24 protein-coding genes are annotated in these 23,757 nt (G+C 63.1%); 6 read left to right on the forward strand and 18 right to left on the reverse strand.

Annotated features, from left to right (window positions below):
- Window positions 1-33: 33 nt before the first annotated feature.
- From CK224_RS01930 to CK224_RS01960, 7 genes are all read right to left on the reverse strand, one after another.
- On the reverse strand, window positions 34-861 hold the full coding sequence (locus CK224_RS01930) for an inositol monophosphatase family protein (RefSeq protein ID WP_095780617.1): 828 nt from the start codon (window positions 859-861) through the stop codon (window positions 34-36).
- On the reverse strand, window positions 851-1,747 hold the full coding sequence (ttcA, locus tag CK224_RS01935; protein ID WP_066995139.1) for a tRNA 2-thiocytidine(32) synthetase TtcA: 897 nt from the start codon (window positions 1,745-1,747) through the stop codon (window positions 851-853). The genes CK224_RS01930 and ttcA overlap by 11 nt, the downstream gene beginning before the upstream one ends.
- Window positions 1,748-1,934: 187 nt before the next feature.
- A complete protein-coding gene (gene rpsD / locus CK224_RS01940) occupies window positions 1,935-2,552 on the reverse strand; it encodes a 30S ribosomal protein S4 (RefSeq protein ID WP_066995136.1) in 618 nt (205 codons plus the stop codon).
- Window positions 2,553-2,961: 409 nt separating this feature from the next.
- Window positions 2,962-3,144 (reverse strand): DUF3008 family protein, encoded by a 183-nt coding sequence (locus CK224_RS01945; protein WP_066995133.1) that lies wholly within the window; start codon window positions 3,142-3,144, stop codon window positions 2,962-2,964.
- 59 nt (window positions 3,145-3,203) lie between these two features.
- Window positions 3,204-4,004 carry a glutamate racemase gene (gene murI / locus CK224_RS01950; RefSeq protein WP_067328310.1) on the reverse strand — a complete coding sequence of 267 codons (801 nt, stop codon included), beginning with the start codon at window positions 4,002-4,004 and terminating at the stop codon, window positions 3,204-3,206.
- 106 nt (window positions 4,005-4,110) lie between these two features.
- Complete coding sequence (locus CK224_RS31140) at window positions 4,111-4,725, reverse strand: hypothetical protein (protein WP_176477828.1); 615 nt, start codon at window positions 4,723-4,725, stop codon at window positions 4,111-4,113.
- 79 nt (window positions 4,726-4,804) lie between these two features.
- Window positions 4,805-5,644, reverse strand: a complete 840-nt coding sequence (locus CK224_RS01960) for an RNA methyltransferase (protein WP_095780619.1) — start codon at window positions 5,642-5,644, stop codon at window positions 4,805-4,807.
- A 204-nt stretch (window positions 5,645-5,848) separates the two neighbouring features.
- Between CK224_RS01960 and CK224_RS01965 the strand changes: the two genes are divergently transcribed.
- Genes CK224_RS01965 through CK224_RS01975 form a run of 3 tightly spaced genes read left to right on the forward strand, consistent with a single transcriptional unit; the run spans window position 5,849 to window position 8,429 of the window.
- Window positions 5,849-7,060 carry an NADP-dependent isocitrate dehydrogenase gene (locus CK224_RS01965; protein WP_095780620.1) on the forward strand — a complete coding sequence of 404 codons (1,212 nt, stop codon included), beginning with the start codon at window positions 5,849-5,851 and terminating at the stop codon, window positions 7,058-7,060.
- Between the two features lie 3 nt (window positions 7,061-7,063).
- On the forward strand, window positions 7,064-7,801 hold the full coding sequence (locus CK224_RS01970) for a hypothetical protein (RefSeq protein WP_095780621.1): 738 nt from the start codon (window positions 7,064-7,066) through the stop codon (window positions 7,799-7,801).
- Between the two features lies 1 nt (window position 7,802).
- Complete coding sequence (locus tag CK224_RS01975; protein ID WP_095780622.1) at window positions 7,803-8,429, forward strand: glutathione S-transferase family protein; 627 nt, start codon at window positions 7,803-7,805, stop codon at window positions 8,427-8,429.
- A gap of 236 nt (window positions 8,430-8,665) precedes the next feature.
- On the opposite strand, the gene alaS is transcribed toward CK224_RS01975, so the two are convergent.
- Both alaS and recA read right to left on the reverse strand, forming a co-directional pair.
- A complete protein-coding gene (gene alaS / locus CK224_RS01980) occupies window positions 8,666-11,335 on the reverse strand; it encodes an alanine--tRNA ligase (protein WP_095780623.1) in 2,670 nt (889 codons plus the stop codon).
- A gap of 269 nt (window positions 11,336-11,604) precedes the next feature.
- Window positions 11,605-12,702, reverse strand: a complete 1,098-nt coding sequence (gene recA / locus CK224_RS01985; protein WP_059185132.1) for a recombinase RecA — start codon at window positions 12,700-12,702, stop codon at window positions 11,605-11,607.
- A 280-nt stretch (window positions 12,703-12,982) separates the two neighbouring features.
- On the opposite strand from recA, the gene CK224_RS01990 reads away from it, so the two are divergent.
- Entirely contained in the window at window positions 12,983-13,921 is a 939-nt protein-coding gene (locus CK224_RS01990; protein ID WP_095780624.1) for a carbohydrate kinase family protein, read from the forward strand.
- A 49-nt stretch (window positions 13,922-13,970) separates the two neighbouring features.
- Complete coding sequence (locus tag CK224_RS01995) at window positions 13,971-14,888, forward strand: pseudouridine-5'-phosphate glycosidase (protein ID WP_095780625.1); 918 nt, start codon at window positions 13,971-13,973, stop codon at window positions 14,886-14,888.
- Between the two features lie 3 nt (window positions 14,889-14,891).
- Here CK224_RS01995 and CK224_RS02000 read toward each other — a convergent pair whose 3' ends face one another.
- Window positions 14,892-15,215 carry a TfoX/Sxy family protein gene (locus CK224_RS02000; protein ID WP_095780626.1) on the reverse strand — a complete coding sequence of 108 codons (324 nt, stop codon included), beginning with the start codon at window positions 15,213-15,215 and terminating at the stop codon, window positions 14,892-14,894.
- An 89-nt stretch (window positions 15,216-15,304) separates the two neighbouring features.
- Here CK224_RS02000 and CK224_RS02005 point away from each other — a divergent pair, with 89 nt between their 5' ends.
- Window positions 15,305-15,802, forward strand: coding sequence for a GFA family protein (locus CK224_RS02005; protein ID WP_095780894.1), 498 nt, complete (start codon window positions 15,305-15,307; stop codon window positions 15,800-15,802).
- 8 nt (window positions 15,803-15,810) lie between these two features.
- Here CK224_RS02005 and CK224_RS02010 read toward each other — a convergent pair whose 3' ends face one another.
- From CK224_RS02010 to CK224_RS02045, 8 genes are all read right to left on the reverse strand, one after another.
- Window positions 15,811-16,329, reverse strand: coding sequence for a DUF2199 domain-containing protein (locus tag CK224_RS02010; protein WP_095780627.1), 519 nt, complete (start codon window positions 16,327-16,329; stop codon window positions 15,811-15,813).
- Window positions 16,330-16,716, reverse strand: coding sequence for a Fe-S cluster assembly scaffold SufA (gene sufA / locus CK224_RS02015; protein WP_066995098.1), 387 nt, complete (start codon window positions 16,714-16,716; stop codon window positions 16,330-16,332).
- Between the two features lie 108 nt (window positions 16,717-16,824).
- Entirely contained in the window at window positions 16,825-17,217 is a 393-nt protein-coding gene (locus CK224_RS02020) for an SUF system Fe-S cluster assembly protein (RefSeq protein WP_095780628.1), read from the reverse strand.
- Window positions 17,218-17,222: 5 nt separating this feature from the next.
- The gene (locus tag CK224_RS02025) at window positions 17,223-18,464 is read right to left on the reverse strand and encodes a cysteine desulfurase (RefSeq protein ID WP_095780629.1); all 1,242 of its coding nucleotides are present in this window, start codon (window positions 18,462-18,464) and stop codon (window positions 17,223-17,225) included.
- Window positions 18,465-18,567: 103 nt separating this feature from the next.
- Window positions 18,568-19,842 (reverse strand): Fe-S cluster assembly protein SufD, encoded by a 1,275-nt coding sequence (gene sufD, locus CK224_RS02030; RefSeq protein ID WP_095779591.1) that lies wholly within the window; start codon window positions 19,840-19,842, stop codon window positions 18,568-18,570.
- Between the two features lie 25 nt (window positions 19,843-19,867).
- The gene (gene sufC, locus CK224_RS02035; protein WP_066995090.1) at window positions 19,868-20,623 is read right to left on the reverse strand and encodes a Fe-S cluster assembly ATPase SufC; all 756 of its coding nucleotides are present in this window, start codon (window positions 20,621-20,623) and stop codon (window positions 19,868-19,870) included.
- Window positions 20,624-20,649: 26 nt separating this feature from the next.
- A complete protein-coding gene (gene sufB, locus CK224_RS02040; protein ID WP_095780630.1) occupies window positions 20,650-22,167 on the reverse strand; it encodes a Fe-S cluster assembly protein SufB in 1,518 nt (505 codons plus the stop codon).
- A 237-nt stretch (window positions 22,168-22,404) separates the two neighbouring features.
- Window positions 22,405-23,565 (reverse strand): cysteine desulfurase family protein, encoded by a 1,161-nt coding sequence (locus tag CK224_RS02045; protein WP_095780631.1) that lies wholly within the window; start codon window positions 23,563-23,565, stop codon window positions 22,405-22,407.
- Window positions 23,566-23,757 lie beyond the last annotated feature (192 nt).

Genomic DNA, 23,757 nt, shown 5'->3' on the forward strand with positions numbered 1-23,757 from the left:
CCGACGGGCTGGCCCTCGTCAGCGCAATCGATCCTATTCCGCCCAGAGCTCGCGCCGCAGTTCGTTCCAGCTATCCTTGTCTGGCGTAACCAACAACCCGCCGTCGACATGCGACGGCAGATAGGCATCGCCGTCGATCCGCGCCGCATAACCACCGGCCTCCTGATGGATCAGCACGCCGGCCAGATGGTCCCACGGCATCAGCTTGTTGTAGACGACGAAATGCGCATGGCCGCTCGCCAGCAGCCGGTATTCGTGCGCGGCGCAACGATAGCCGAACTGCGACAGCGCCTTTGTGTGGTTGCGAGCGAGCCGCGAGCGCTCCGGTTCCTTCAGATACTGCCACGAGATCGCGCCGGTCATCTCGGAGATCGGCACCGGCTCGGCGACCCGCACCCTGTCCAGCGCGCCATGTGCGTGGCGGATATGGCTGCCCGCCCCCCTGGCGCCGATCAGCCAGTCCTTCCCGATCGGGTCGTGGATGATGCCGGCAACCGTCTCGCCGTTGACCACGACGCCGAGCATGACGCCGAACAGCGGCACGCCGGAGGCGAAGTTGAAGGTGCCGTCGACCGGATCGATGACGAAGGCCAGCGCGGCATCGCCGAGCCCTTTGAGCAAGGCCGGATTGTCGGAGCAGGTCTCCTCGCCGACGATCATCGCTGTAGGGTAACGCTCGCGCAGCCTGACAGTGATCAGCCTTTCGGCGTTGACGTCCGCCTCCGTAACCAGATCGGCGGCGGACGTCTTCTGGCGAATATCGCCCTCGCCCAACCGGCGAAAGCGCGGCATGATTTCGGCCCTGGCTGCGTCAGCTAGAAGCTCGGCCAGCCAGTCGATCGCTTGCATGTCAAACGTCATCGGAAATGTCTTTTCCCATGGTAAGGCGCACATCGAGCGCGGCGAAGTCGAACAGTTTCCGGTCGAGCAGATGCGAGGGTCGCACATTGGTCATCGCGCGGATCATCGTGTCCTTGCGGCCAGGCATACGCTTCTCGATATCGTCGAGCATCGCCTTCATGGCGTTGCGCTGCAGTCCTTCCTGGCTGCCGCAGAGATCGCACGGGATGATTGGGAACTTCATTGCACTGGCGAATTTCTCGAGATCCGCCTCGGCGCAATAGGCGAGCGGGCGCAGAACCATGACGTCGCCCTCGTCATTGAGAAGCTTCGGCGGCATGGCGGCGAGACGCCCGCCATGGAACAGGTTCATGAAGAAGGTTTCGAGGATGTCCTCACGGTGGTGGCCGAGCACCAGCGCGGTGCAACCCTCCTCGCGCGCGATGCGATAGAGATGGCCGCGCCTCAGCCGCGAGCAGAGCGAACAATAGGTGCTGCCCTCGGGCAGCTTGTCGGTGACCACCGAATAGGTGTCCTGGTACTCGATGCGATGCGCAATGCCGTTGGCGCCGAGGTAGTCCGGCAGGATGTGCTTCGGGAAATTCGGCTGACCTTGGTCGAGATTGCAGGCAAGCAGCTCGACCGGCAGCAGCCCGCGCCATTTGAGATCGAGCAGCAAGGCAAGCAGGCCATAAGAATCCTTGCCGCCGGAGAGCGCCACCAGCCAGCGCTCGCCGGGCTTGACCATGGCGAAGTCTTCGATCGCCTGGCGCGTGAGCCGCAACAGCCGCTTGCGCAGCTTGTTGAACTCGACCGAGGATGGCACGTCGCGGAACAGCGGATGGAATCCGCCTTCCGGCTCGTCGGCGATCGGCTCAAGCGATTTGACGTTTGGCAGCATATTCATGGCGCAGGTGCCCACGGTTCTGTTGCCGCTTCGCTTAGAGCATTTTGCAGCCAAGTGGAATCACTAGCCGTCGCGGAATTGCGGCTAAAAAAATGACCAGGGTGGAATTGCCGCCGTGGCCGACGCGACAAACAAAGAAAAGGCCGCCTCGAGGGCGGCCTTGGATGGGTGTCACCGATTGGTCGGATCAGCGCGAATAGAATTCGACGACCAGGTTCGGTTCCATCTGGACGGCGAACGGAACATCCGCCAGGCCGGGAACGCGGTTGTAGGTCGCGGTCATCTTGTTGTGGTCGGCCTCGATATAGTCCGGCACGTCACGCTCGGCCAAGCCTACCGATTCCAGCACGATGACGAGCTGCTTCGACTTCTCGCGCACCTCGATGACGTCGCCCGGCTTGCAGCGGTACGAACCGATATTGGTGCGCTTGCCGTTGACGTTGACGTGGCCGTGGTTGACGAACTGGCGGGCCGCGAAGATGGTCGGCACGAACTTGGCGCGATAGACGATCGCGTCGAGACGCGACTCGAGCAGGCCGATCAGGTTCTCGGAGGTGTCGCCCTTGCGGCGGTTGGCCTCCTCATAGACCTTACGGAACTGCTTTTCCGAAACGTCGCCATAGTGGCCCTTGAGCTTCTGCTTGGCGCGCAACTGCAGGCCGAAGTCGGAAAGCTTGCCCTTGCGGCGCTGGCCATGCTGGCCGGGACCGTATTCGCGCTTGTTGACCGGGGACTTCGGACGGCCCCAGATATTTTCGCCGAGACGGCGGTCGATCTTGTATTTCGCGGATTCGCGCTTGCTCATCGCATTCCCTTTCAAAACGATATACCCGGAACCCCTGCTCCGGGTGAAGGAAACGCGCCCTCCTCTGGCCTCCGTTTTCGAGGCCTGACAGGGTTTCCCACGCAACGCGACGGAAAACCCACGGGACACGTCAGTTCGAACAAGACCGCCGACAGAGTGGCTTCCGGTGAGGTCTTGCCCATGCAAAAGAAACCACCGGACGTCGCCGCCCGGTGTTGGTGGCCCTGTTAAACAGAGATTTAACCGGTGTCAAGCTCGTGTCGGCGACGCACCGGCTCAACCATTCTGCCGTCATGACGCCGGAGCCGGCGATGGCAGGCATTGGCATGGCCGCAAGCAGATCCGCCACGTCGTGGCATGCCGCGGGTTTCTATCCAGGCACCAACTTGAGAGCCAGGCAGCCACAAAGTCAGGACTTCTTGCTAGGCAGTCCCTTGCGTTTGGTCTCGGCGAACTCCTCGAGTTGCTTCTCGCTCATGGACTCGTACATCTCGCGCGAAGCACCCTTAAGCTCGGTTTTCTTGGTCTCGCCGCGCTTGGCCGAAAGGGCTGCGCCGGCTGCCTTCTGTTGGGCTTGCGATTTGGCTGGCATGCGATTTCTCCCTGTGCGGTGGTGGGAAGAGAAACGCTGCGGCGCTATCGCAGTTCCAGCTAGCGCGAGGTCAGCCCAAAGCCCTGGATGAGCCTGCGCGTGGCGAAATCCACCTTACCAGAGGTGAAGAGGGCGATATCGGGCTCGGTCTCGCCCGACGGTTCGCCGATAGGCTGCAGCAGCGACATGGCGCGCCGGGCAATGGCTTCCGCCGGATCGATCCAGTCGACCGGCCAGGGAGCGGTCTTGCGCATGCGGTTGGCCAGGAACGGATAATGCGTGCAGGCGAGCACGACGATGTCGGTGCGCTGCCCGTCGTGCTCGATGAAGCAGGGCGCGATCTCGGCGCGCACGGCTTCCTCGTCGACAAAACCTTCGCGCATATAGATCTCGGCCAATGCGGCAAGCCTGTCGCTGCCGACGAGCCGGACATGGCATTTCTGCGCCCATTTGCTGATCAGGTCACGCGTGTACTGGCGCTTCACCGTGCCCGGAGTCGCCAGCACCGAAACCAGGCCGGACCGCGTGCGCTCGGCCGCCGGCTTGATCGCGGGCACCGTTCCGACAAAAAGATGACCGGGAAATTTTTCCCGCAGCGCATCGATCACCAGGGTCGAGGCGGTGTTGCAGGCGATCACTGAGATCGCCGGCTGCAGACGGTCGAGCAATTTGCCGAACAGGGCGAGTATGTGCTCCTTGAGCGCCGGCTCTTCCCATGCGCCGTAAGGAAAAGCCGCATCGTCGGCGACATAGACGAAGCGCCGATCCGGCATCAGGACGCGCGCCTCGCGCAGCACCGTCAGTCCGCCGACACCGGAATCGAACATCAGGATCGGACGCTGGTTTGATCGATCGTTCATTGTCATCCGACTACAGGAAGAAGCTGACCCGAGATTTGGCCAACCGCGCTTCTATCCTGAACGATCATGGTCTTGAAGTGGCAGATGCCAGCAGCTTTTGCGCAACTCAGAGCCCCCGCTTGCCGAAGCCGGCGGGTCGCGCGCGGCCAAACGGCTGCGGCGCCGGCGCCGGCGCCGGACGCGCGGGTTGCGCAGCAGTCCGTGGCGCAGCTGGAGCGACGCTCGCTGTCGCCCTCGCGGGGCGCGCCTCCGCCGGCAACGAGCCTTCAAAGTCGAAAGCCTCGGTCAGCTCATCGATGTTGCTGCCGGCCACAGGCTTTGCCCACAGGATCGTGCACCAGAGGCCGAATATGGCAAGGCCGAGCAGGTTCAGGCCACCGGGCGCGCTCTCAGGATTGCCGAAATCGATGACCAGAAGCGTTCCGGCCTGCAGCAATCCATAGATGCCGGAAAAGGCGATATAGGACCAGAGGATCCAGCCTGAACCATCGGCATCGCGGCTGCGGCGCCATGCGATGTTGCCGCGCAGCGCGACGAAGACGAGCGACACAACAAGCGCGGCGCCGGCCAGGCTTTGCCGCGACGGACCCGGCATCGAATTGATCAATCCCGCGAAGCCGGTCGTTGCGGCAATGCAGAGCACGATCGTTACCGCTTCCGCTATGAACAGACCTAGCGAATAGAAGAAGAAATGCAGACGGCCAATATTGGACGTAAACATCTGCTGCCCCATCGTTTCGAGAACGATGAACCAAACCGCATAATATTCGGTTACCTTGAAGGTTCGGAGCTTACGGATTTTAACTTTCTTTGTCCGTTGTTCGCTTGCGCGTAGCCGGCGCCCGCCTCGGATCATCCCCCGGTGAGCCGTCGCCGCGCGGCATTGCCGGCGAAAACCTGTGGAGCGACGAGATGATGCCGCGCAGCACCTTCAACTCGGGCTCAGCGAATCCCGCCCGCGTCAGCACGGCACGCAGATTGTCGACCATCTTAGGCCTCTTCTCTTCCGGGCGGAAATAGCCGCGTGCCTCGAGAGCGCCTTCGAGATAGGTGAACAGGCTGTGCAGCTGTTCCTTGGTCGCCGGAACGAGCTCCGGTCCGGCGAAGTTGGTCGCGGTCTCTTCGGCAAGGCCGGATTTCATCCATTCATAGGACATCAAAAGCACGGCCTGTGCGATGTTGAGCGAGGAGAAGCCGGGATCGACGGGAAAGGTGACGATCTCGTCAGCCAGACCAACCTCTTCATTGTAGAGGCCAAAACGTTCACGGCCGAACAGAATTCCGGTGCGCAGCCCCGCCTGCTCGCGGGCCCGGAGCGCCCTGCCCGCATCCACCGGACCGCGCACCGGTTTGAAGCCGTCACGCTCGCGGGCGGTGGTGGCGAAGACGAAGTTGAGGTCGGCCACTGCCGAGGCAAGGTCGTCGAACACCGTTGTCGCATCGATGACGTGGTCGGCGCGGCTGGCGGCGGCACGCGCCTTCTCGCTCGGCCAGCCGTCGCGCGGATTGACCAGGCGCAGCTCCGAAAGGCCGAAATTCGCCATGGCGCGCGCGACCATGCCGATATTCTCGCCGAGCTGCGGCTCGACAAGGATGATCGCCGGTCCGGCGGTCTTGGCGGTGTCGTTTGCGCCTGGCATGGCTCTCCCTACATTGGGTTTGCGGCGTTTCGGCGTCCCCTGCCACATCCGGCCCGGAAAATGAAGCATTCACAAGCGCGACACCGGTCTGCGATCGGCTGATCGCGGTTTGCGCGCTCAAAAAGGCTTTGATATACGCTGCCCAACCCCGGCCGAAGCCACGGGCAAGGCCGTTCAGATCCCCAGCAACGAGGCATTTTTTCCATGGCGAAGATCAAGGTGGCGAACCCGGTCGTCGAGCTCGACGGCGACGAGATGACACGCATCATCTGGCAGTTCATCAAGGACAAGCTGATCCACCCCTATCTCGACATCAAGCTGGACTATTTCGATCTAGGAATCGAGAACCGCGACGCCACCAATGACCAGGTGACCGTCGACTCGGCCAACGCCATCAAAAAATACGGCGTCGGCGTGAAATGCGCGACGATCACGCCCGACGAGCAGCGCGTCGAGGAATTCAAGCTGAAGAAAATGTGGAAGTCGCCCAACGGCACCATCCGCAACATCCTCGGCGGCACCATCTTTCGCGAGCCGATCATCATGAAGAACGTGCCGCGCCTGGTGCCCGGCTGGACCAAGCCGATCGTCGTCGGCCGTCACGCCTTCGGCGACCAATACCGCGCCACCGACTTCCGCTTCCCGGGCAAGGGCAAGCTGACAATCAAGTTCGTCGGCGAGGACGGCAAGGTGATCGAGCATGACGTCTTCGAGGCGCCCGGCGCCGGCGTCGCCATGGCCATGTACAATCTCGACGAGTCGATCCGTGAATTCGCTCGCGCCTCGCTGAACTATGGCCTGCTGCGCAACTTCCCGGTCTATCTCTCGACCAAGAATACCATCCTCAAAGCCTATGACGGCCGCTTCAAGGACATCTTCCAGGAGGTCTACGAGAAGGAATTCGAGGCCGAGTTCAAGGCGAGAAAACTCTGGTACGAGCACCGGCTGATCGACGACATGGTGGCTTCCAGCCTGAAATGGTCGGGCGGCTATGTCTGGGCCTGCAAGAACTATGACGGCGACGTGCAGTCCGACACGGTGGCGCAAGGCTTCGGCTCGCTCGGCCTGATGACCTCGGTGTTGATGACGCCGGACGGCAAGACGGTGGAAGCTGAGGCCGCCCACGGCACCGTCACCCGCCACTACCGCCAGCATCAGAAGGGCGAGGAAACCTCGACCAACTCGATCGCCTCGATCTTCGCCTGGACGCGTGGCTTGGCCCACCGCGCCAAGCTCGACGGCAATGCCGAGCTCAAGCGCTTTGCCGAGACGCTGGAAAAGGTCTGCATCCAGACCGTAGAGGCCGGGTTCATGACCAAGGACCTGTCGCTGCTGATCGGTCCCGACCAGCCCTGGCTGTCGACCACCGGCTTTCTCGACAAGATCGACGAGAACCTGCAGAAGGCGATGGGGTAAGAAGTGCCGAGCCTTGTTGCCAGCGAAAGGGTCCGCCTTTGCGCTGGCAACAATGCCGACCTCTGTCAGGCTATTTTCAAGGTGCACGGGCTAAGCGGCCGGAGGAGCCGCTCCGTCTGGTCCAGCGCTGAGCAAGCACCTCCTTACTACCCCAATGCCGCCACTTTGGATGCCGATGCCGTACCGATCCAACTTGCAGAAATAGCCAGACTGACATCTGTTCTTGCCACCAGCTTTTCGGTCAAGGATTGCTTCTGCCGTCTGGATCTCCGACCGCTCGGGTTCAGCCAACTCTTCGAAGCAAGCTGGATCTGGATGGACCTAAGGCGTCCAACGACGACCCCCTCCGGTTGGGAACGCGTTCGGGACGCAGCCAGCTTGGAGATGTGGGAACTTGCCTGGACGGGTGGCGCAGGTTGCTCCAGCGGCCGTCTCTTTCCGACTGCAGTTCTGGCCGACCCCGCCATCGCCATCCTTGGCCGACGGACGGCCGACGGCTTCACCGCCGGCTGCATAGCCAATAGATCCGAGCTCGTGATCGGGTTGTCAAATGTCTTTGCCACGGATGGCAATCCGACCTATCGAGACGCTGTGCGAGCCGCAGCCAATACGTTTGCTGAAGGTCGCGCGCTAGTCGGGTATGAACGCGGCGGCGCAATGGATGACGCACTGACCTGCGGCTTTCAGACCACCGGCACGCTGCGCGTCTGGATACGGGACAGCCAAGGCAAAGAGGAATGAAGTGGCAAAGCCTCTTCTCTACGGCGCCCACTACAGCGTCTATGTCCGCATCGCGCGAATGGCGCTGGAGGAAAAGGGCGCCGATTACGAGCTCGTCCCTCTCGACATCTTCGCGGCCGAAGGCATTCCGCCCTGGTATCTGGAGCATCATCCGTTCGCCCGCATTCCGGCCTTCGAGCATGACGGTTTTCGGCTCTTCGAGACCGGTGCGATTGCACGCTACATCGACGAGGCCTTCGCCGGTCCGGCCCTGCAGCCCGGCGATACGCGCTGTCGGGCGCGGATGAACCAGATCATCGGCATGCTCGATGCCTACGCTTACCGGGCCATGGTCTGGAATGTCGCCGTCGAGCGGCTGGAAAAGGCGGCGCCGGACGAAGCCTTGATCGCGCGGGGGATTTCGCAGGCGGAGACGGTGCTGCGGACGCTTGTTTCATTGAGCACCCCGGGCCCCTGGCTGCTCGGCGATCAGTTGACCCTGGCCGATCTGCACGCGGCGTCGATTATCGGCTATTTCCTCAAGGTCGCCGAAGGGCGAAAGCTGCTTGCGCGGTTTCCAGAAATCCGGGATTGGTATGGGCGCGTTGCCGTTCGCCCGAGCTTTGCGCGAACCGATAAAGCCGCCTGATTCGAGTGAACGTCCTCGATGCCGGCGTGCCCCTCATTGCCCTGCCGGGCATTTCTCCCCGTAAACGGGCCTAAATGGGGAGAAAGAGGCTGGGCGCGACGCCGGCGATTGGCGAAAATCGCGGTGACAGCGCCCTTCTCCCCGTTCGACGGGGAGAAGATGGCGGCTGCCAGATGAGGGGCAGCGCTACCCTCGGAGAAGGTGGAACTGGCTTAAATTGAAGCCCTGTAGCTGGCTTACGCGGCTTCGAGCGCCGCCTTTACCGCCGCGATGGCGTCGTCCGCCTTGGAGGCGTCGGGGCCGCCGGCTTGCGCCATGTCAGGGCGCCCGCCGCCGCCCTGCCCGCCAAGCGCGGCGGACGCAACACGGACGAGATCGACAGCGCTGAAGCGGCCGGTCAAGTCGTCGGTGACGCCGACCACCACGCTCGCCTTGTTGTCCTCGCCGGCGCCGATAAAGACGACCACGCCGGAGCCCAGCGTCTTCTTGCCGGCATCCGCAAGCGGCTTCAGGTCCTTCGGCGCGACACCGCTGACCGCTTTGCCGAGGAAGCCGACACCCGCAACCGTCTCGTTGGTGGCCGGAGCATCGGCAACGGCCGCGCCGCCGCCAAGGGCCAGTTTCTTGCGCGCCTCGGTGAGCTCTTTCTCGAGTTTCTTGCGCTCCTCGAGCAAAGTCTCGACACGCGCCGGAACGTCGGCCGGCGAGATCCTCAAGGTCGCCGCGGCTGCCTTCAGGCGCTTGTCCTGCTCGTCGAGATGCTTGCGCGCCGCCTCGCCGGTCAGCGCCTCGATGCGGCGCACGCCGGCGGCGACCGCGCTGTCCGACAGGATGCGCACAAGGCCGATATCGCCGGTCGACCTAACATGCGTGCCGCCGCAGAGCTCGACCGAATAGGGACGGTTGGCCTTGGCGCCGTGCAGGCCGGTGCCCATCGAAACGACGCGCACCTCGTCGCCGTATTTCTCGCCGAACAGCGCCATCGCGCCCTCGGCAATAGCATCGTCCACCGACATCAGCCGCGTCGTCACCGGACTGTTCTGCACGACGATCTCGTTGGCCATGCGCTCGACATCCTCGAGCTCCTCGGCCGAGATCGGCTTGTTGTGCGAGATGTCGAAGCGGAGGCGATCAGGCGCGACCAGCGAACCCTTCTGCGCGACATGGGTGCCCAGCACCTCACGCAGCGCCTCGTGGATGAGATGCGTCGCGGAGTGATTGGCGCGCAGCTTCGAACGGCGCGCGTGATCGACCTTTAGCTCCACGGCAGCGCCGGTCTTGATCGTACCGCGCGTCACCTTGCCCAAATGCACGAAAAGCCCGTCGGCCTTCTTTTGCGTGTCGGTGACCTCGATCGAGAAGCCGTCGCCGGAAATCATGCCGCTATCGCCCATCTGACCACCGGATTCGCCATAGAACGGCGTCTGGTTGACGACGACCGCAACCGCGTCACCCTGCCCCGCGCTGTCGACGATCTTGCCATCCTTGACCAAGGCCTGGATCAGGCCTTCCGCCTCTTCCGTCTCGTAACCGAGGAAATCGGTGGCGCCGGTCTGCTCGCGCACCGGGAACCAGACTGTCTCGGTCGCCGCTTCGCCCGACCCCGCCCAATGCGCGCGCGCTTCCGCCTTCTGCCGCTCCATCGCAGCGGTGAAGCCGGCAAGATCGACCGAGATGTCGCGTTGGCGCAGCGCATCCTGCGTCAGGTCGAGCGGGAAGCCATAAGTGTCGTAGAGTTTGAAAGCCGTCTCGCCATCCAGCATGGCGCCGGCGTGCAGCTGTTCCGTCGCCTCCGAAAGCAGGCCGAGACCGCGGACCAGCGTCTTGCGGAAGCGCGTCTCCTCGAGCTTCAGCGTCTCGGTGATCAGCGCTTCGCCACGCACCAGTTCCGGATAGGCCTGGCCCATCTCGCGCACCAGCGCCGGCACCAGCTTCCACATCAGCGGCTCCTTGGCGCCGAGCAGTTGGGCGTGGCGCATGGCGCGACGCATGATGCGACGCAGCACATAGCCGCGGCCTTCATTGGAGGGCAGCACGCCGTCGGCCACCAGGAAGGATGACGAGCGCAAATGATCCGCGATCACGCGGAAGGATGCTGCGTTCTCCTGGTTGTGACCGTGCCCGAGCGCCGAGCATGCCGCATCGATCAAATGCCGGAACAGGTCGGTCTCAAAGACGCTCTCCACTCCCTGAAGGATCGAAGCCATGCGCTCCAGGCCCATGCCGGTATCGATCGACGGGCGCGGCAGGTCGATGCGCTCTTCTTTCGTCACCTGCTCATACTGCATGAACACCAGGTTCCAGAATTCGAGGAACCGGTCGCCGTCCTCCTCCGGGCTGCCGGGCGGACCGCCCCAGATATGCTCGCCGCGATCGATGAATATCTCCGAGCACGGACCACAGGGACCGGTGTCGCCCATCGCCCAGAAATTGTCAGAGGTCGGAATGCGGATGATGCGGTCGTCCGAGAAGCCGGCGATCTTCTTCCAGTAACCGGCCGCCTCGTCGTCGGTGTGATAGACGGTGACCAGAAGCTTGTCCTTCGGCAGGCCGAATTCCTTGGTGATCAAGTTCCAGGCAAGCTCGATCGCGCGCTCCTTGAAATAATCGCCGAACGAGAAATTGCCGAGCATCTCGAAGAAGGTGAGATGGCGCGCGGTGTAGCCGACATTGTCGAGATCGTTGTGCTTGCCGCCGGCGCGCACGCTCTTCTGCGCGGTCGCGGCGCGCGAATAGGACCGCTTCTCCAGGCCGGTGAACACGTTCTTGAACTGCACCATGCCGGCGTTGGTGAACATCAGCGTCGGATCGTTGCGCGGCACCAGCGGGCTGGAGGCGACGATCTCATGACCCTCCTTGCGGAAGTAGTCGAGGAATGTCGACCGGATCTCGTTCACGCCACTCATGGATACTGCCTTTTCGCGAAAACCGCCGGCCAGGCCGGCGGCAAATGGGCTTTCGTGTGTCAGAAGATAGATTGGCCTTTTAGCCGTAGCTCTTGACCCTGTCCAGAAACACGGAACCAGGCCAACCCACCGGCCGAGCGGCGTGTACCCTCGCCCCCCAAACGCAAACCGCCGGCACGGAGGCCGGCGGTTCGAACGCAGTACTAGGGAACTCGATTACATCAGCTTTAGATAATGGGTCCAGATTATGGCCGAACTCCGGCAGTTGCCTACATGGCTCCAGCCTCGTCCTCGAAGCCGTCGTCACCGCCTTCGGAGCCGCCGTTCTCAAGGAATTTTTCCGCGATCAGCCCGGCATTCTGCCTCAGCGCCAGCTCGATCTCGCGCGCCGTGTCCGGATTGTCGCGCAGGAAAAGCTTGGCGTTCTCACGGCCCTGACCGAGACGCTGCGAATTGTAGGAGAACCAGGCGCCCGACTTCTCGACCACGCCGGCCTTGACCCCGAGATCGACGAGCTCGCCGGTCTTCGACACGCCCTCGCCATACATGATGTCGAACTCGACCACCTTGAAGGGCGGAGCCAGCTTGTTCTTCACCACCTTGACGCGGGTCTGGTTGCCGACCACTTCGTCGCGATCCTTGACCGAGCCGATGCGGCGGATGTCGAGACGCACCGAGGCGTAGAATTTCAGCGCGTTGCCGCCGGTCGTGGTTTCCGGCGAGCCGAACATGACGCCGATCTTCATACGGATCTGGTTGATGAAGATGACCATGGTGTTGGAGCGCGAGATCGATGCGGTCAGCTTGCGCAGCGCCTGGCTCATCAGGCGGGCCTGCAGGCCGGGCAGCGCGTCGCCCATCTCGCCCTCGATTTCGGCGCGCGGCGTCAGTGCCGCCACCGAATCGACCACCAGAACGTCGATGGCGCCGGAGCGCACCAGCGTGTCGCAGATCTCCAGCGCCTGCTCACCCGTGTCGGGCTGCGAGATCAGGAGGTTTTCGAGGTCTACGCCGAGCTTGCGGGCATAGACCGGATCGAGCGCGTGCTCGGCATCGACGAAGGCGCAGATACCGCCCTTCTTCTGGGCTTCCGCAACCGTGTGCAGCGCCAGCGTCGTCTTGCCCGAGCTTTCCGGCCCGTAGATTTCGATGATGCGGCCGCGCGGCAACCCGCCGACGCCGAGCGCGATGTCGAGCCCGAGCGATCCCGTCGGCACCGTTTCGATCTCGACCACCTGCTCGTTGGCGCCGAGCCGCATGATCGAGCCCTTGCCGAAAGCGCGCTCGATTTGCGACAGCGCCGCATCCAGAGCCTTTGATTTGTCCACTGCCTTATCCTCTACAAGCCGCAAACTATTCTGAGCCATGATACATCACCCCTTGGTCGTCAATGAAGGCCGGACAGTCCGTGATCCCTGCCAGTTTGTACCTTTTTTGTTCTCATCTGGCAAGAGGCGTCAACTAACTGGAAAACAATCAATATCTGGATTTGTTCTATTTTTGTCTCACCAGAGATGGCGTGAACCAGTGCTGCTGATCCAAACGAGATCTCGTTATCCGGGCGGCCCGAATCGCGACCCGATTGCGGGGCGATGCGCGGAAACCTAGTGTGCGCACGCAAACAATCAACGAGGTCACCTCCGCGGCATGCCGACATCCCCAAATATCCTGGCGCTGGGCGGCGCCCATATCGACCGGCGCGGCAAGGTCTCGGGCCCTTACGTGCCCGCCGCATCCAATCCCGGCATCATGCGCGAGGATGTCGGCGGCGGCGTCTTCAACGCGCTGCGCAGCATTGTGAAGCGCGGCGTCTCGGCCTCGCTGCTTTCGGTGCGCGGCGGCGATGCGGCGGGTGAGACCGTCGCATCGGCGATCGACGAGGCCGGCATCGCCGACCTTTCGGCGGTGTTCCTCGACCGCACGACGCCGAGCTACACCGCGCTGATCGACAGCGAGGGGGAGCTGATCGTCGGCTTTGCCGATATGGGCCTTTACGACCTGGCCTTCCCCAAGCAGATCCGCCGCGCCAAGGTGCGCGAGGCGATCGCCGAGGCAGACGCGATCCTCTGCGACGCGAACCTGCCGACGGCGGCCCTCGAGCGTCTGGTTGCGCAAGCCGGCGACAGGCCGATTTTCGCCATCGCCATCTCGCCAGCCAAGGTGGTGCGGCTAGCGCCGCTGCTCGGCAATCTTTCGCTGCTATTCATGAACCGCCGAGAGGCGGCGGCGCTGGCTGGTGCGGATATCTCCGGCCGCGATCTTGTCGGGGAACTCAGGCGACTGGGCTTGACGGCAGGCGTGATCACGGCTGGCAGTGCTCCGGTGCTCGGCTTCGACCAATCGGGCGTCTTCGCCATCGACCCGCCCGCGCCGCGACGAGTTGCCGACGTAACCGGCGCCGGCGACGCCCTGACCGGAGCCACGGTTGCCGCGCTGCTGCGTGGGCTGCCTTTGCGGAGGGCACTGCCCGAAGGTGTTGCCGCGGCGATGCTCGCCATTGAGAGCGCCGAGGCGGTTCCGTCTTTCACCGCCGGCAGTTTTGGCCAGGCGCTTGCCCTTGTGCCGGAGGCACGGGTGGTGGCATAGGGCCACAAACTATCTTGCCGGAGTGTTTTCTCCGGAGTGGAGAACGGACATGACGCCCGAAACCGCCCGCCCCTTCATCGACATTCATCCGCCAGTGGCGGAGGCGCTTGCCGCCGGGCGGCCTGTGGTGGCGCTGGAAAGCACCATCATCACGCACGGGATGCCGTACCCCGACAATGGCGCGATGGCCGCCAAGGTCGAGCAGATCATTGCCGATGGCGGCGCGGTGGCGGCGACGATCGCCGTGGTCGATGGCCGCATCAAGATTGGCCTTTCCGATGGCGAGCGCGAATCGCTTGCCATGACCGGCGACGCCATGAAGCTGTCGCGTGCCGATATCGGCTTTGCCGTCGCCCAAAAGCGCACCGGCGGCACCACCGTGGCCGCCACCATGATCGCCGCGCACATGGCTGGCATAAAGGTCTTCGCCACCGGCGGCATCGGCGGCGTCCACAAGGGCGCCGAAAAGAGTTTCGACATCTCGGCCGATCTCGACGAGCTGGCGCGCACGCCGGTCATCGTCGTGTCGGCCGGCGCCAAGGCGATCCTCGACATCGAAAAGACGCTGGAAGTGCTGGAGACGCGCGGCGTGCCGGTCATCGGCCATGGCTGCGAGACCATGCCGGCCTTCTGGTCCAGGCAATCGCCCTTCCGCGCGCCGCTGACGTTGCATGCGCCTGAAGATATCGCGAATTTCTATCATATCCGGCAGGCGCTCGGCCTCGGCGGCGGCATACTGGTCGCCAATCCGGTGCCGCAGAACGACGAGATCCCGGCAGCCGAGATGGACGGCTACATCCAGGCCGCGCAAAAGGCGGCCGAAGCGCAGAACATCACCGGCAAAGCCGTGACGCCGTTCCTCCTGTCGAAGATTTTGGAGCTCACCGGCGGCCGCAGCCTCAAGACCAACATCGCGCTGGTCGAGAACAATGCACGGCTGGCGGCGGAGATCGCGAAGGCGCTGTAGGCCTTATCTGCCCGCGCGCCGCCCCGCTTCATAAGCGCGCCGCGCCCAGACCGCCATTTCGTCGGGATCGTCGAAGGCGCTGTCGGGAACGCTCCAATAGGGCATCGCCACCTCCTTGCCGTGCCGCGGGCCGGTATAGGTCCATTGGCTACAGCCGGCGGCCTCGAATTCGGGGATCGTCTCCTCGTCGGCCTTCAGCATCAGTTCGCCGCGCACGACCACCGCGACGATGACGCCGTCGCAATAGATGCCCTTGCCGCCGAACAGTTTTCGGATGCTGATCGGCCCCAGGCTCTCGAACAATTCTTCGAGGCGGTCATTGTCCATGCCGCAATCATCTCATCCGGCATGGGCCTTGTCATCGCAGCAACCAACAGCATGCTGACAGGTTGAGACATGAAATGGAGTTTCGCGCCATGCCTGTCCTGCTCAAAGGCTCCTGCCGCTGCGGCGCCGTCCGCTTCGAGGTGGAAAGTCACACGCCCGTGCCGTTCATGCTCTGCTACTGCTCGATCTGCCGCAAGCAGCAGGGCGGCGGCGGTTTTGCCATCAATCTCGGCGCCGACAACGAAACGCTCAAGGTCACCGGCAAGCCCAATCTCGGCGTCTACCGCGCTGAGATCGAGGACGACGAGCATCCGCACTGTGAGGCTTCGACCGGCGAGCGCAATTTCTGCAAGAAATGCGGCGCCGCGCTCTGGCTCTACGACCCGACTTGGCCGGACCTCGTCCACCCCTTCGCCTCGGCGATCGACAGCGACCTGCCGAAGCCGCTGGAAAAGGTGCATCTGATGCTGAAATACAAGGCGAACTGGGTCGAACCGGCGATCGGCAAGAACGACAAGGTGTTCGAGCTCTATCCCGAAGAATCGATCGCCGACTGGCACAAGCGCACCGGCTTGTGGGTCAACTAAGCCTGCATCTAAGGGCGATGGGTTAGCGCAACCCAGCGCTCGATCTGTGTCACATCTACCCCTTCGCGCTGCGCGGCGACCAAAGGGTGGTCTGCATCATGCAGAAAAACCCTGGGACGCAGATTGCCGGGCTGAAACACAACATTGGGATGCAGGTGCATCGAGCTCGGATATTCAGGAATGTCGTGCATCAGATACCCGAAGCAGAGCTCGTCCTCATATTGGCCGCTATCAAACCCGGCTCGATAGACATTCCAGCTTCTTTCCGAGACGGACATCCAAACACCGAAACAGAACTCTTCGGACAACTGAGGTACGGGCAAGGGCAGCAGGCAACGAATGAAGCGGTCTGTTTGCCCCGTGGCGTAGCTCACCACGCAAAAATCGTCGTTCTTGCGGAAAGTCGACCGAGCTACCTCGTCAAGCGCCTCTGGATTCACCGGTGCGCCAAAGGCTATATCGGTGGGAAGTCCGGTGAACTCCTGGTCACAGCAGGCACATCGCCAGCGATATGCCTCGGCGCTCACCTAAGCAGCGCTTGAAGCGCGCGCCTCCGCCAGCGCCTTGAGATCGGCCGGCTTCAGCTCGACGGATTCGCCGCAGCCGCAGGCCGAGCTCTGGTTCGGGTTCCTGAAGGTGAAGCCGGTTCGCAGCGTCGTCTGCTCGAAATCCATCTCGGTTCCGAGCAGGAAAAGCGCCGCTTCCGGCGCGACATAGACGTGCGCGCCGTCGCGCTCGATATGATCGTCCTTGGGGTTCGGCTCGGTGACCAGATCGACCGTGTATTCCATCCCGGCGCAGCCGCCCTTCTTGATGCCAAGGCGGATCCCATGCGCGTTGTCGCGCGTAGCGACGATCTCACGCACGCGGTCCGCGGCCTTGTCGGTCATCGTGATGACGGCGAAGCGTCCCATGTCATTCTCCACGTTCGCGCGGGTTCAAGGCCCGCGGAATGAGTCTGCCTTTAAGATGGTGAAGTTTCACCTTTGCTGCAAGCCAGCCAACCTTAGTGGGGTCGCTGGCTAGTACCATCCAACCGCGACCTGCGCCTCTTCCGACATCCGGTCGGGTGTCCACGGCGGGTCGAACACCATGATGACCTCGACGCCCGAAACCCCCTCCACGGCGCCGACGGCGTTCTCGACCCAGCCCGGCATTTCGCCGGCCACCGGGCAGCCCGGCGCGGTCAGCGTCATGTCGATCTTGACCGTCCGGTCGTCCTCGATGTCGATCCTGTAGACGAGGCCGAGCTCGTAGATGTCGGCCGGGATTTCCGGATCGTAGACCGTCTTCAGCGCCGAGACGATATCGTCGGTCAGCCTCGCCAGCTCATCGGCGGGGATCGCCGAGGCCGAGACGAGGCCGTTACCGGCCGTTTCCGGCGCGGTCTCTGCGGTGGTGCTCGCATCTTCCATGGTCGTCACCCGAAGAACTTTCGCGCCTTTTCCAGCGCATCGGCCAAAGCGTCGACTTCGGCCCTGGTGTTATACATGCCGAACGATGCCCTGCATGTGGAGGTCACGCCGAAGCGTTTCAACAGCGGCTGGGCGCAATGCGTGCCGGCGCGGACCGCGACGCCTTGCCTGTCGATAAGCATCGACACGTCATGGGCGTGGATGCCCTGCAATTCGAACGAGATGATGGCGCCCTTGCCGGGCGCGTCGCCGAAGATGCGCAGCGAATTGATGGCGCGCAGCCGCTCGTGCGCGTAATTCTTGAGGTCCGCCTCATGCGCCGCGATGCGCTCGCGGCCGACCTTTTCCATATATTCGAGCGCGGCGCCCAGCCCGATCGCCTGCACGATCGGCGGCGTGCCGGCCTCGAAACGGTGCGGCGGCTCGTTGTAGGTGACGATGTCTTCCGTCACCTCCTCGATCATCTCGCCGCCACCCATGAAGGGCCGCATCGCTTCCAGCATGTGCTTCTTGCCGTAGAGCACGCCGATGCCGGACGGACCGTAAACCTTGTGGCCGGTGAAGACGAAGAAGTCGCAATCGAGGTCCTGCACGTCGATCGGCATATGCACGGCGCTCTGGCTGCCGTCGACGAGCACGGGAATGCCACGCGAATGCGCGATGCGCACGATCTCCTTGATCGGCGTCACCGTGCCCAGCGCGTTCGACATGTGGGTGATGGCGACGAGTTTTGTGCGGTTCGTCAGCCGCTTCTCGAATTCCTCGATATGGAAGGCGCCGAGATCGTCGACCGGCACCCAGACAAGCTTCGCGCCCTGCCGCTCGCGGATGAAATGCCAGGGCACGATGTTGGAGTGGTGCTCCATGATCGAGAGCACGATCTCGTCGCCCTCGCCGATCCTCGGCATGCCGTAGCCATAGGCGACCGTGTTGATCGCCGAGGTGGTGTTGGAAGTGAAGACGATGTTGTCGGTGCTCGGCGCATTGAGGAAGCGGCGTACCGTCTCGCGTGCTTTCTCATAAGCATCGGTCGCGGCGTTCGACAGGAAATGCAGGCCGCGATGGACATTGGCGTAGTCCTGGGAATAGGCGTGCTGGATCGTGTCGAGCACCACCTGCGGCTTCTGCGCCGAGGCGCCGTTGTCGAGATAGACCAGCGGCTTGCCATAGACCTGCCGCGACAGGATCGGGAAGTCGCGGCGGATCGCCTCGACGTCGTAGGGAGCGGTTTCGATCTTCTGGTCCATCACAAGGTCTTTCGAGGCTTCGCCTCACTCCGTCCAGCATCCCTCATCCGTCTTGGCGCTCCGCGCCAATCCACCTTCTCCCAAGTAGGAGAAGGGGAAAGCGCTATCCGTGCGTCGAAAACCAGGCGTCGAGCCGCGCTTCGAGCGCATCGACGAGCGCCTCGTCGTCCAGTTCCTCGATCACTTCCGCGACGAAAGCCTTCACCAGCAGCCCTCGAGCCGCCTTTTCGTCGATGCCGCGCGCCATCAGATAGAACAGATGGTTGTGGTCGATCTCGGTGACCGTCGCGCCGTGACCGCAGACGACGTCGTCGGCGAAGATTTCCAGCTCCGGCTTGGTCGAGAACTCACCCTCGTCCGATAGGAGCAGCGTGTTGCACGCCATCTTGGCGTTGGTCTTCTGCGCGTATTGGTGGACGTTGATGCGCCCCTGGAAGACACCCCGCGCCTTGCCGGTCACAACGTTGCGGATCACTTCGGTCGAGGCGGTGTGCGGCACGGCATGATCGAGCACCATGGTGGTGTCGGTGTGCGTGTCGCCGGCCAGAAGGTTGATGCCGCGCAGCTTGAAATCGGCGCCCTCACCAGTCGTCCTGACCACGACTTCCTGGCGCACCAGCTTGCCGCCGGCGTTCATCACGAACAGCGTCAGCTTGGCGTCCTTGCCGATATGCGCCTTGAACTGAGCAAGGTGCGTTGCCGTATCCGGCTGCTCCTGCACGATCAGCCAGGTCACCTCGGCGCCGTCGCCGACCACGAGCTGGCTGACCGAGCTGACGAGCGCGGCCTCGCCGCCCTCGCTCGTCTGGCGCTCGACGATGATTGCCTTGGCGCCGGCACCGACACGTGCCAGGAGCCGCACATGCGTCTGGCCGCCGGCCTGCAGGTTCTGCAGCTCGATCGGCTTTTCCAGCTCGGCGTCGTCGGCGATGTCGATGAAATAGCCGTCGGCCACGAAGGCCGTGTTCAGCGCGCCGATTGCGTCATCGGCGCCATAGCGATCGAGCCCCGGCGCGATACTGCCGTCGGTGAGCTTCTCCAACAGGCGCTCCACCGTGACGCCTTCGATCTCGGGAGCCTTGGCGCTCGAAACGCCGTTCAGCACCGGCAGAACGGCCGAACCGTCGAGGACCGGATCGAGCGCCTTTGCGATGTCCCCGGCCTCGAAGGCCGGCACCGAGGTCAGCAGCCGGCGCAGGTCCGTATAATGCCAGGATTCGACGCGGCGCGTCGGCAGGCCGTGCTTGATCGCCTCGATCGCGTCGTCGCGCTTGACCATCACCGCGCCGTCGCCGGGCAGCAGCGACAGCCGCTCGCCGAAGGCGTCGATCAGCGCGGTTTCGGCCAATGTCCGCTGGGGCTGTGCGTGCATGTTCATTGCTCTTGCCTCACTTGGCCCCATCTCACGCGGCTTGCCCGATCACGCCGGCATAGCCGTTGGTCTCGAGGTCGAGCGCCAGCGACTTGTCGCCCGACTTGATGACCTGGCCCTTGTAGAGCACGTGCACGCTGTCCGGCACGATGTGCTCGAGCAGGCGCTGGTAGTGGGTGATGACGACGATCGCGCGCTCCGGCGAGCGCAGCGCGTTGACGCCATCGGCGACGATCTTGAGGGCGTCGATGTCTAGGCCTGAATCGGTCTCGTCGAGCACGCAGAGCTTCGGCTCGAGCAGCTTCATCTGCAGGATCTCGGCGCGCTTCTTCTCGCCGCCGGAGAAGCCGACATTGAGCGGCCGCTTTAGCATGTTCATGTCCATGTTGAGCGAGGCGGCGGCGTCCTTCACGCGCTTCAGGAATTCCGGAACCTTCAGGGGCTCCTCGCCGCGCGCTTTGCGCTGCTCGTTCATCGCGACTTTCAGGAATTCCATGGTCGCCACGCCCGGTATCTCCATCGGATACTGGAAGGCGAGGAAGATGCCGGCGGTGGCACGTTCGGCCGGATCCATTTCGAGGATCGACTGGCCGTTGTAGAGGATGTCGCCTTCGGTGACCTCGTAGTCCTCGCGGCCGGCGAGTATGTAGGACAGCGTCGACTTGCCCGAACCGTTCGGGCCCATGATGGCGGCGACCTCGCCGGCTTTGACCGTCAGGTTCAGGCCACGGATGATCTCCGTGCCGTCCTCGACGATGCGGGCATGCAAATTCTTGATCTCAAGCATATTTTTTTCCTGAATATCTTCTGCGGTCAGCCGACCGAACCCTCGAGGCTGATGCCGATCAGCTTCTGCGCCTCTACGGCGAACTCCATCGGCAGCTGCTGGATGACGTCCTTGACAAAGCCGTTGACGATCAGCGCGATCGCCTCTTCCTCGGGAATCCCGCGCTGCATCACGTAGAACTTCTGGTCCTCGGATATCTTCGACGTCGTCGCCTCGTGCTCGAACTTCGCCGTCGCGTTCTTGGCTTCCATGTAGGGCACGGTGTGCGCGCCGCACTGGTCGCCGATCAGCAGCGAATCGCAGTTGGTGAAGTTGCGGGCGTTGGTCGCCTTGCGGTGCGCCGAGACTTGGCCGCGATAGGTGTTCTGCGAGAAGCCGGCGGCAATACCCTTGGAGATGATGCGGCTCGACGTGTTCTTGCCGAGATGGATCATCTTGGTGCCGCTATCGACCTGCTGATAGCCGTTCGACACCGCGATCGAATAGAACTCGCCGCTGGAATCGTCGCCGCGAAGGATGCAGCTCGGATATTTCCAGGTGATCGCCGAGCCGGTCTCGACCTGCGTCCACGAAATCTTCGAACGATGGCCGCGGCAATCGCCGCGCTTGGTGACGAAATTATAGATGCCGCCCTTGCCCTCGGCGTCGCCGGGATACCAGTTCTGCACCGTCGAATATTTGATTTCGGCATCGTCGAGCGCGATCAGCTCGACTACCGCGGCATGCAGCTGGTTCTCGTCGCGCTGCGGCGCCGTGCAGCCCTCGAGGTAGGAGACATAGGCCCCTGCTTCGGCGATGATCAGCGTGCGCTCGAACTGGCCGGTATTCTTCTCGTTGATGCGGAAATAGGTCGACAGCTCCATCGGGCAGCGCACGCCCTTCGGCACGAAGACGAAGGAGCCGTCGGTGAACACGGCCGAGTTCAGCGTGGCGTAGAAATTGTCGGAAGTGGGCACGACCGAGCCCAGATATTTCTGCACAAGTTCCGGGTGCTCGCGGATCGCTTCCGAGATCGAGCAGAAGATAACGCCGGCCTGAGCCAACTCCTTCTTGAAGGTGGTGACGACCGAGACGGAATCGAACACGGCGTCGACCGCGACGCGGCCAGACTTATAGACGTTGTCGTTGGCCTCCTCCAGCTCCGAAGCGTCGGTCTTCCGCACGCCGGCGAGGATCTCCTGCTCCTTCAAAGGAATGCCAAGCTTCTCGTAGACCTTGAGCAATTCGGGATCGACCTCGTCCAGCGACTTCGGTCCCGGCGTGCTCTTCGGCGCCGCGTAATAGTGGATGTCCTGGAAGTCGATCTTCGGATAGTGGACGCGCGCCCAGGTCGGCTCTTCCAGCGTCAGCCAGCGCCTATAGGCGCCCAGACGCCATTCCAGCATCCAGTCCGGCTCGCCCTTCTTCTCGGAGATCAAGCGAATGATGTCTTCGCTCAGGCCCTTGGGGGCCTTATCCATCTCGATCTCTGTCTGGAATCCGTATTTATACTGGTCGACGTCGATCTTTCGGACTCGATCGATCGTCTCCTGCACAGCAGGCATAAGCGTTCTCCATCCACGCCGGGGTCAAGGCCCGGCAGTTTTCAAACTATGGCACCGCAGAAACGCGCCCGGGGAAGGACTCGGCTGCGGAGTAAGCTCCATATAGTGCGTTCCGGCCGGAAATTCACCCGTCCAAACGAAACGCACGGCTCTACCAGGCCGGATGGCCTGAATTCGTTTTTCGAGCACCGGATTTCAAGAGCCGCCGGGGATCTCTTGTCCGATGCCTTGCCGCCGTCAGGCAGCCTTTTCTTTTCCAGCCCGACGCGCGGCTATGCCCGCCAGAGCCGCCCGGAACGCCTCGATCTCCTCGGCGCCGGTAGCGCCGCCAATCGAGACGCGCAAGGCGCCAAGGCTCTCGCCGTGGCCCATCGCCTTCAGCACGTGGCTTGGCCCGACTTTCCCCGACGAGCAGGCGGAACCGGCCGACAGCGCAACACCGGCGAGATCGAAGGCGATCTGCGCGGTCTCGGCCTTGACGCCGGGAATAGCGAAGAATGTCGTATTGGCAAGCCTTGGCGCTGCCGCTCCAAAGATTTCCGTATCAGGGACGAGCTCCCGGACGATGGCTTCGACCTTGTCGCGACGGCGCGCGACCGCTTCCATGTCTTCCAGGCCGGCGAGTGCTGCCCGCGCCGCGGCACCAAAACCGGCAATGCCGGGCAGATTCTCCGTGCCGGCGCGATGGCCCTTTTCCTGGCCGCCGCCATTGATCAGCGGCTTCGGCATCATCAGATCGGCCCGGGCGACGATGGCGCCGGCGCCCTTCGGGCCGCCGATCTTGTGCGAGGAAAGGATCAGATAATCGGCATAACCGGCTGACATGTCGATCGGAATCCGTCCTGCCGCCTGCACGGCATCGACGACCAGCACGCCGCCCGCTTCCTTGACGATCTCGGCGATGCGTCCGACCGGCTGGATCACCCCCGTCTCGTTGTTGGCGGCATGGATCGCCACCAGCGGCAGGCCGGCAGCCTTGTCATGCGCGGAGAGCGCCGTAGTCAGCGCCTCGAGATCGGCAATGCCGTCTCGATCGACGCCGATCCTCGTCACCTGCGGCGCCGAGAACCGCCCGCCATTCAGAATGCAGGGATGATCGGCGGCCGAGACATAGAGGTGGCTGATGCGGACAGAGCCGCGCCCCATCTGCCAGTCGGGAGCAAGCAGCGTCGATGCGGCCTCCGTCGCGCCGGAGGTGAACACGACGTGCTCGGGCCTGGCATTGACCAGCCCTGCCACGTCACGCCTGGCATCCTCGATCAGCCGCCGCGCCGCGCGGCCCTCGCTGTGAACCGACGACGGATTGGCGGCATCGAGCGCCGCGACCGCCGCCGACCGCGCCTCTGCCATGAGAGGTGCGCTGGCGTTGTAGTCGAGATAGGCGCGAGTTGCGGCCATTTTCCTTCAGTCGATCCTGTCAGCAGCCATTCCGCGAGGACAGCGCGTTATTTCCTTGAAATTGCAAGGCGAGCCGTCCTATTTACCCGGCTTGCGGCGCGGGCGGCCGAGAAAATGCGTTCTCGGCACCCAGTTTTGAACAATTCTAAACTAGCTTCTAGGAAGACGCTTGCCCGGCGTCAAGGCCACAGA

Origin of the sequence: Mesorhizobium sp. WSM3862 (assembly GCF_002294985.1) — a bacterium.
Taxonomy (GTDB): domain Bacteria; phylum Pseudomonadota; class Alphaproteobacteria; order Rhizobiales; family Rhizobiaceae; genus Mesorhizobium.

What these genes read in the sequence shown, in the direction of transcription:
- CK224_RS01990 (WP_095780624.1), top strand. Translation starts at nt 12,983, where the DNA reads ATGCCGACATCCCCAAATATCCTGGCGCTGGGCGGCGCCCATATCGAC.
- CK224_RS02025 (WP_095780629.1), bottom strand. Translation starts at nt 18,464, where the DNA reads ATGGACCAGAAGATCGAAACCGCTCCCTACGACGTCGAGGCGATCCGC.
- sufA (WP_066995098.1), bottom strand. Translation starts at nt 16,716, where the DNA reads ATGGGACGCTTCGCCGTCATCACGATGACCGACAAGGCCGCGGACCGC.
- CK224_RS31140 (WP_176477828.1), bottom strand. Translation starts at nt 4,725, where the DNA reads ATGTTTACGTCCAATATTGGCCGTCTGCATTTCTTCTTCTATTCGCTA.
- rpsD (WP_066995136.1), bottom strand. Translation starts at nt 2,552, where the DNA reads ATGAGCAAGCGCGAATCCGCGAAATACAAGATCGACCGCCGTCTCGGC.
- sufB (WP_095780630.1), bottom strand. Translation starts at nt 22,167, where the DNA reads ATGCCTGCTGTGCAGGAGACGATCGATCGAGTCCGAAAGATCGACGTC.
- CK224_RS01965 (WP_095780620.1), top strand. Translation starts at nt 5,849, where the DNA reads ATGGCGAAGATCAAGGTGGCGAACCCGGTCGTCGAGCTCGACGGCGAC.
- CK224_RS02005 (WP_095780894.1), top strand. Translation starts at nt 15,305, where the DNA reads ATGCCTGTCCTGCTCAAAGGCTCCTGCCGCTGCGGCGCCGTCCGCTTC.
- CK224_RS01960 (WP_095780619.1), bottom strand. Translation starts at nt 5,644, where the DNA reads ATGCCAGGCGCAAACGACACCGCCAAGACCGCCGGACCGGCGATCATC.
- CK224_RS02000 (WP_095780626.1), bottom strand. Translation starts at nt 15,215, where the DNA reads ATGGACAATGACCGCCTCGAAGAATTGTTCGAGAGCCTGGGGCCGATC.
- CK224_RS02045 (WP_095780631.1), bottom strand. Translation starts at nt 23,565, where the DNA reads ATGGCCGCAACTCGCGCCTATCTCGACTACAACGCCAGCGCACCTCTC.
- CK224_RS01930 (WP_095780617.1), bottom strand. Translation starts at nt 861, where the DNA reads ATGACGTTTGACATGCAAGCGATCGACTGGCTGGCCGAGCTTCTAGCT.
- murI (WP_067328310.1), bottom strand. Translation starts at nt 4,004, where the DNA reads ATGAACGATCGATCAAACCAGCGTCCGATCCTGATGTTCGATTCCGGT.
- alaS (WP_095780623.1), bottom strand. Translation starts at nt 11,335, where the DNA reads ATGAGTGGCGTGAACGAGATCCGGTCGACATTCCTCGACTACTTCCGC.
- recA (WP_059185132.1), bottom strand. Translation starts at nt 12,702, where the DNA reads ATGGCTCAGAATAGTTTGCGGCTTGTAGAGGATAAGGCAGTGGACAAA.
- CK224_RS01995 (WP_095780625.1), top strand. Translation starts at nt 13,971, where the DNA reads ATGACGCCCGAAACCGCCCGCCCCTTCATCGACATTCATCCGCCAGTG.
- ttcA (WP_066995139.1), bottom strand. Translation starts at nt 1,747, where the DNA reads ATGAATATGCTGCCAAACGTCAAATCGCTTGAGCCGATCGCCGACGAG.
- CK224_RS02020 (WP_095780628.1), bottom strand. Translation starts at nt 17,217, where the DNA reads ATGGAAGATGCGAGCACCACCGCAGAGACCGCGCCGGAAACGGCCGGT.
- sufC (WP_066995090.1), bottom strand. Translation starts at nt 20,623, where the DNA reads ATGCTTGAGATCAAGAATTTGCATGCCCGCATCGTCGAGGACGGCACG.
- CK224_RS01945 (WP_066995133.1), bottom strand. Translation starts at nt 3,144, where the DNA reads ATGCCAGCCAAATCGCAAGCCCAACAGAAGGCAGCCGGCGCAGCCCTT.
- sufD (WP_095779591.1), bottom strand. Translation starts at nt 19,842, where the DNA reads ATGAACATGCACGCACAGCCCCAGCGGACATTGGCCGAAACCGCGCTG.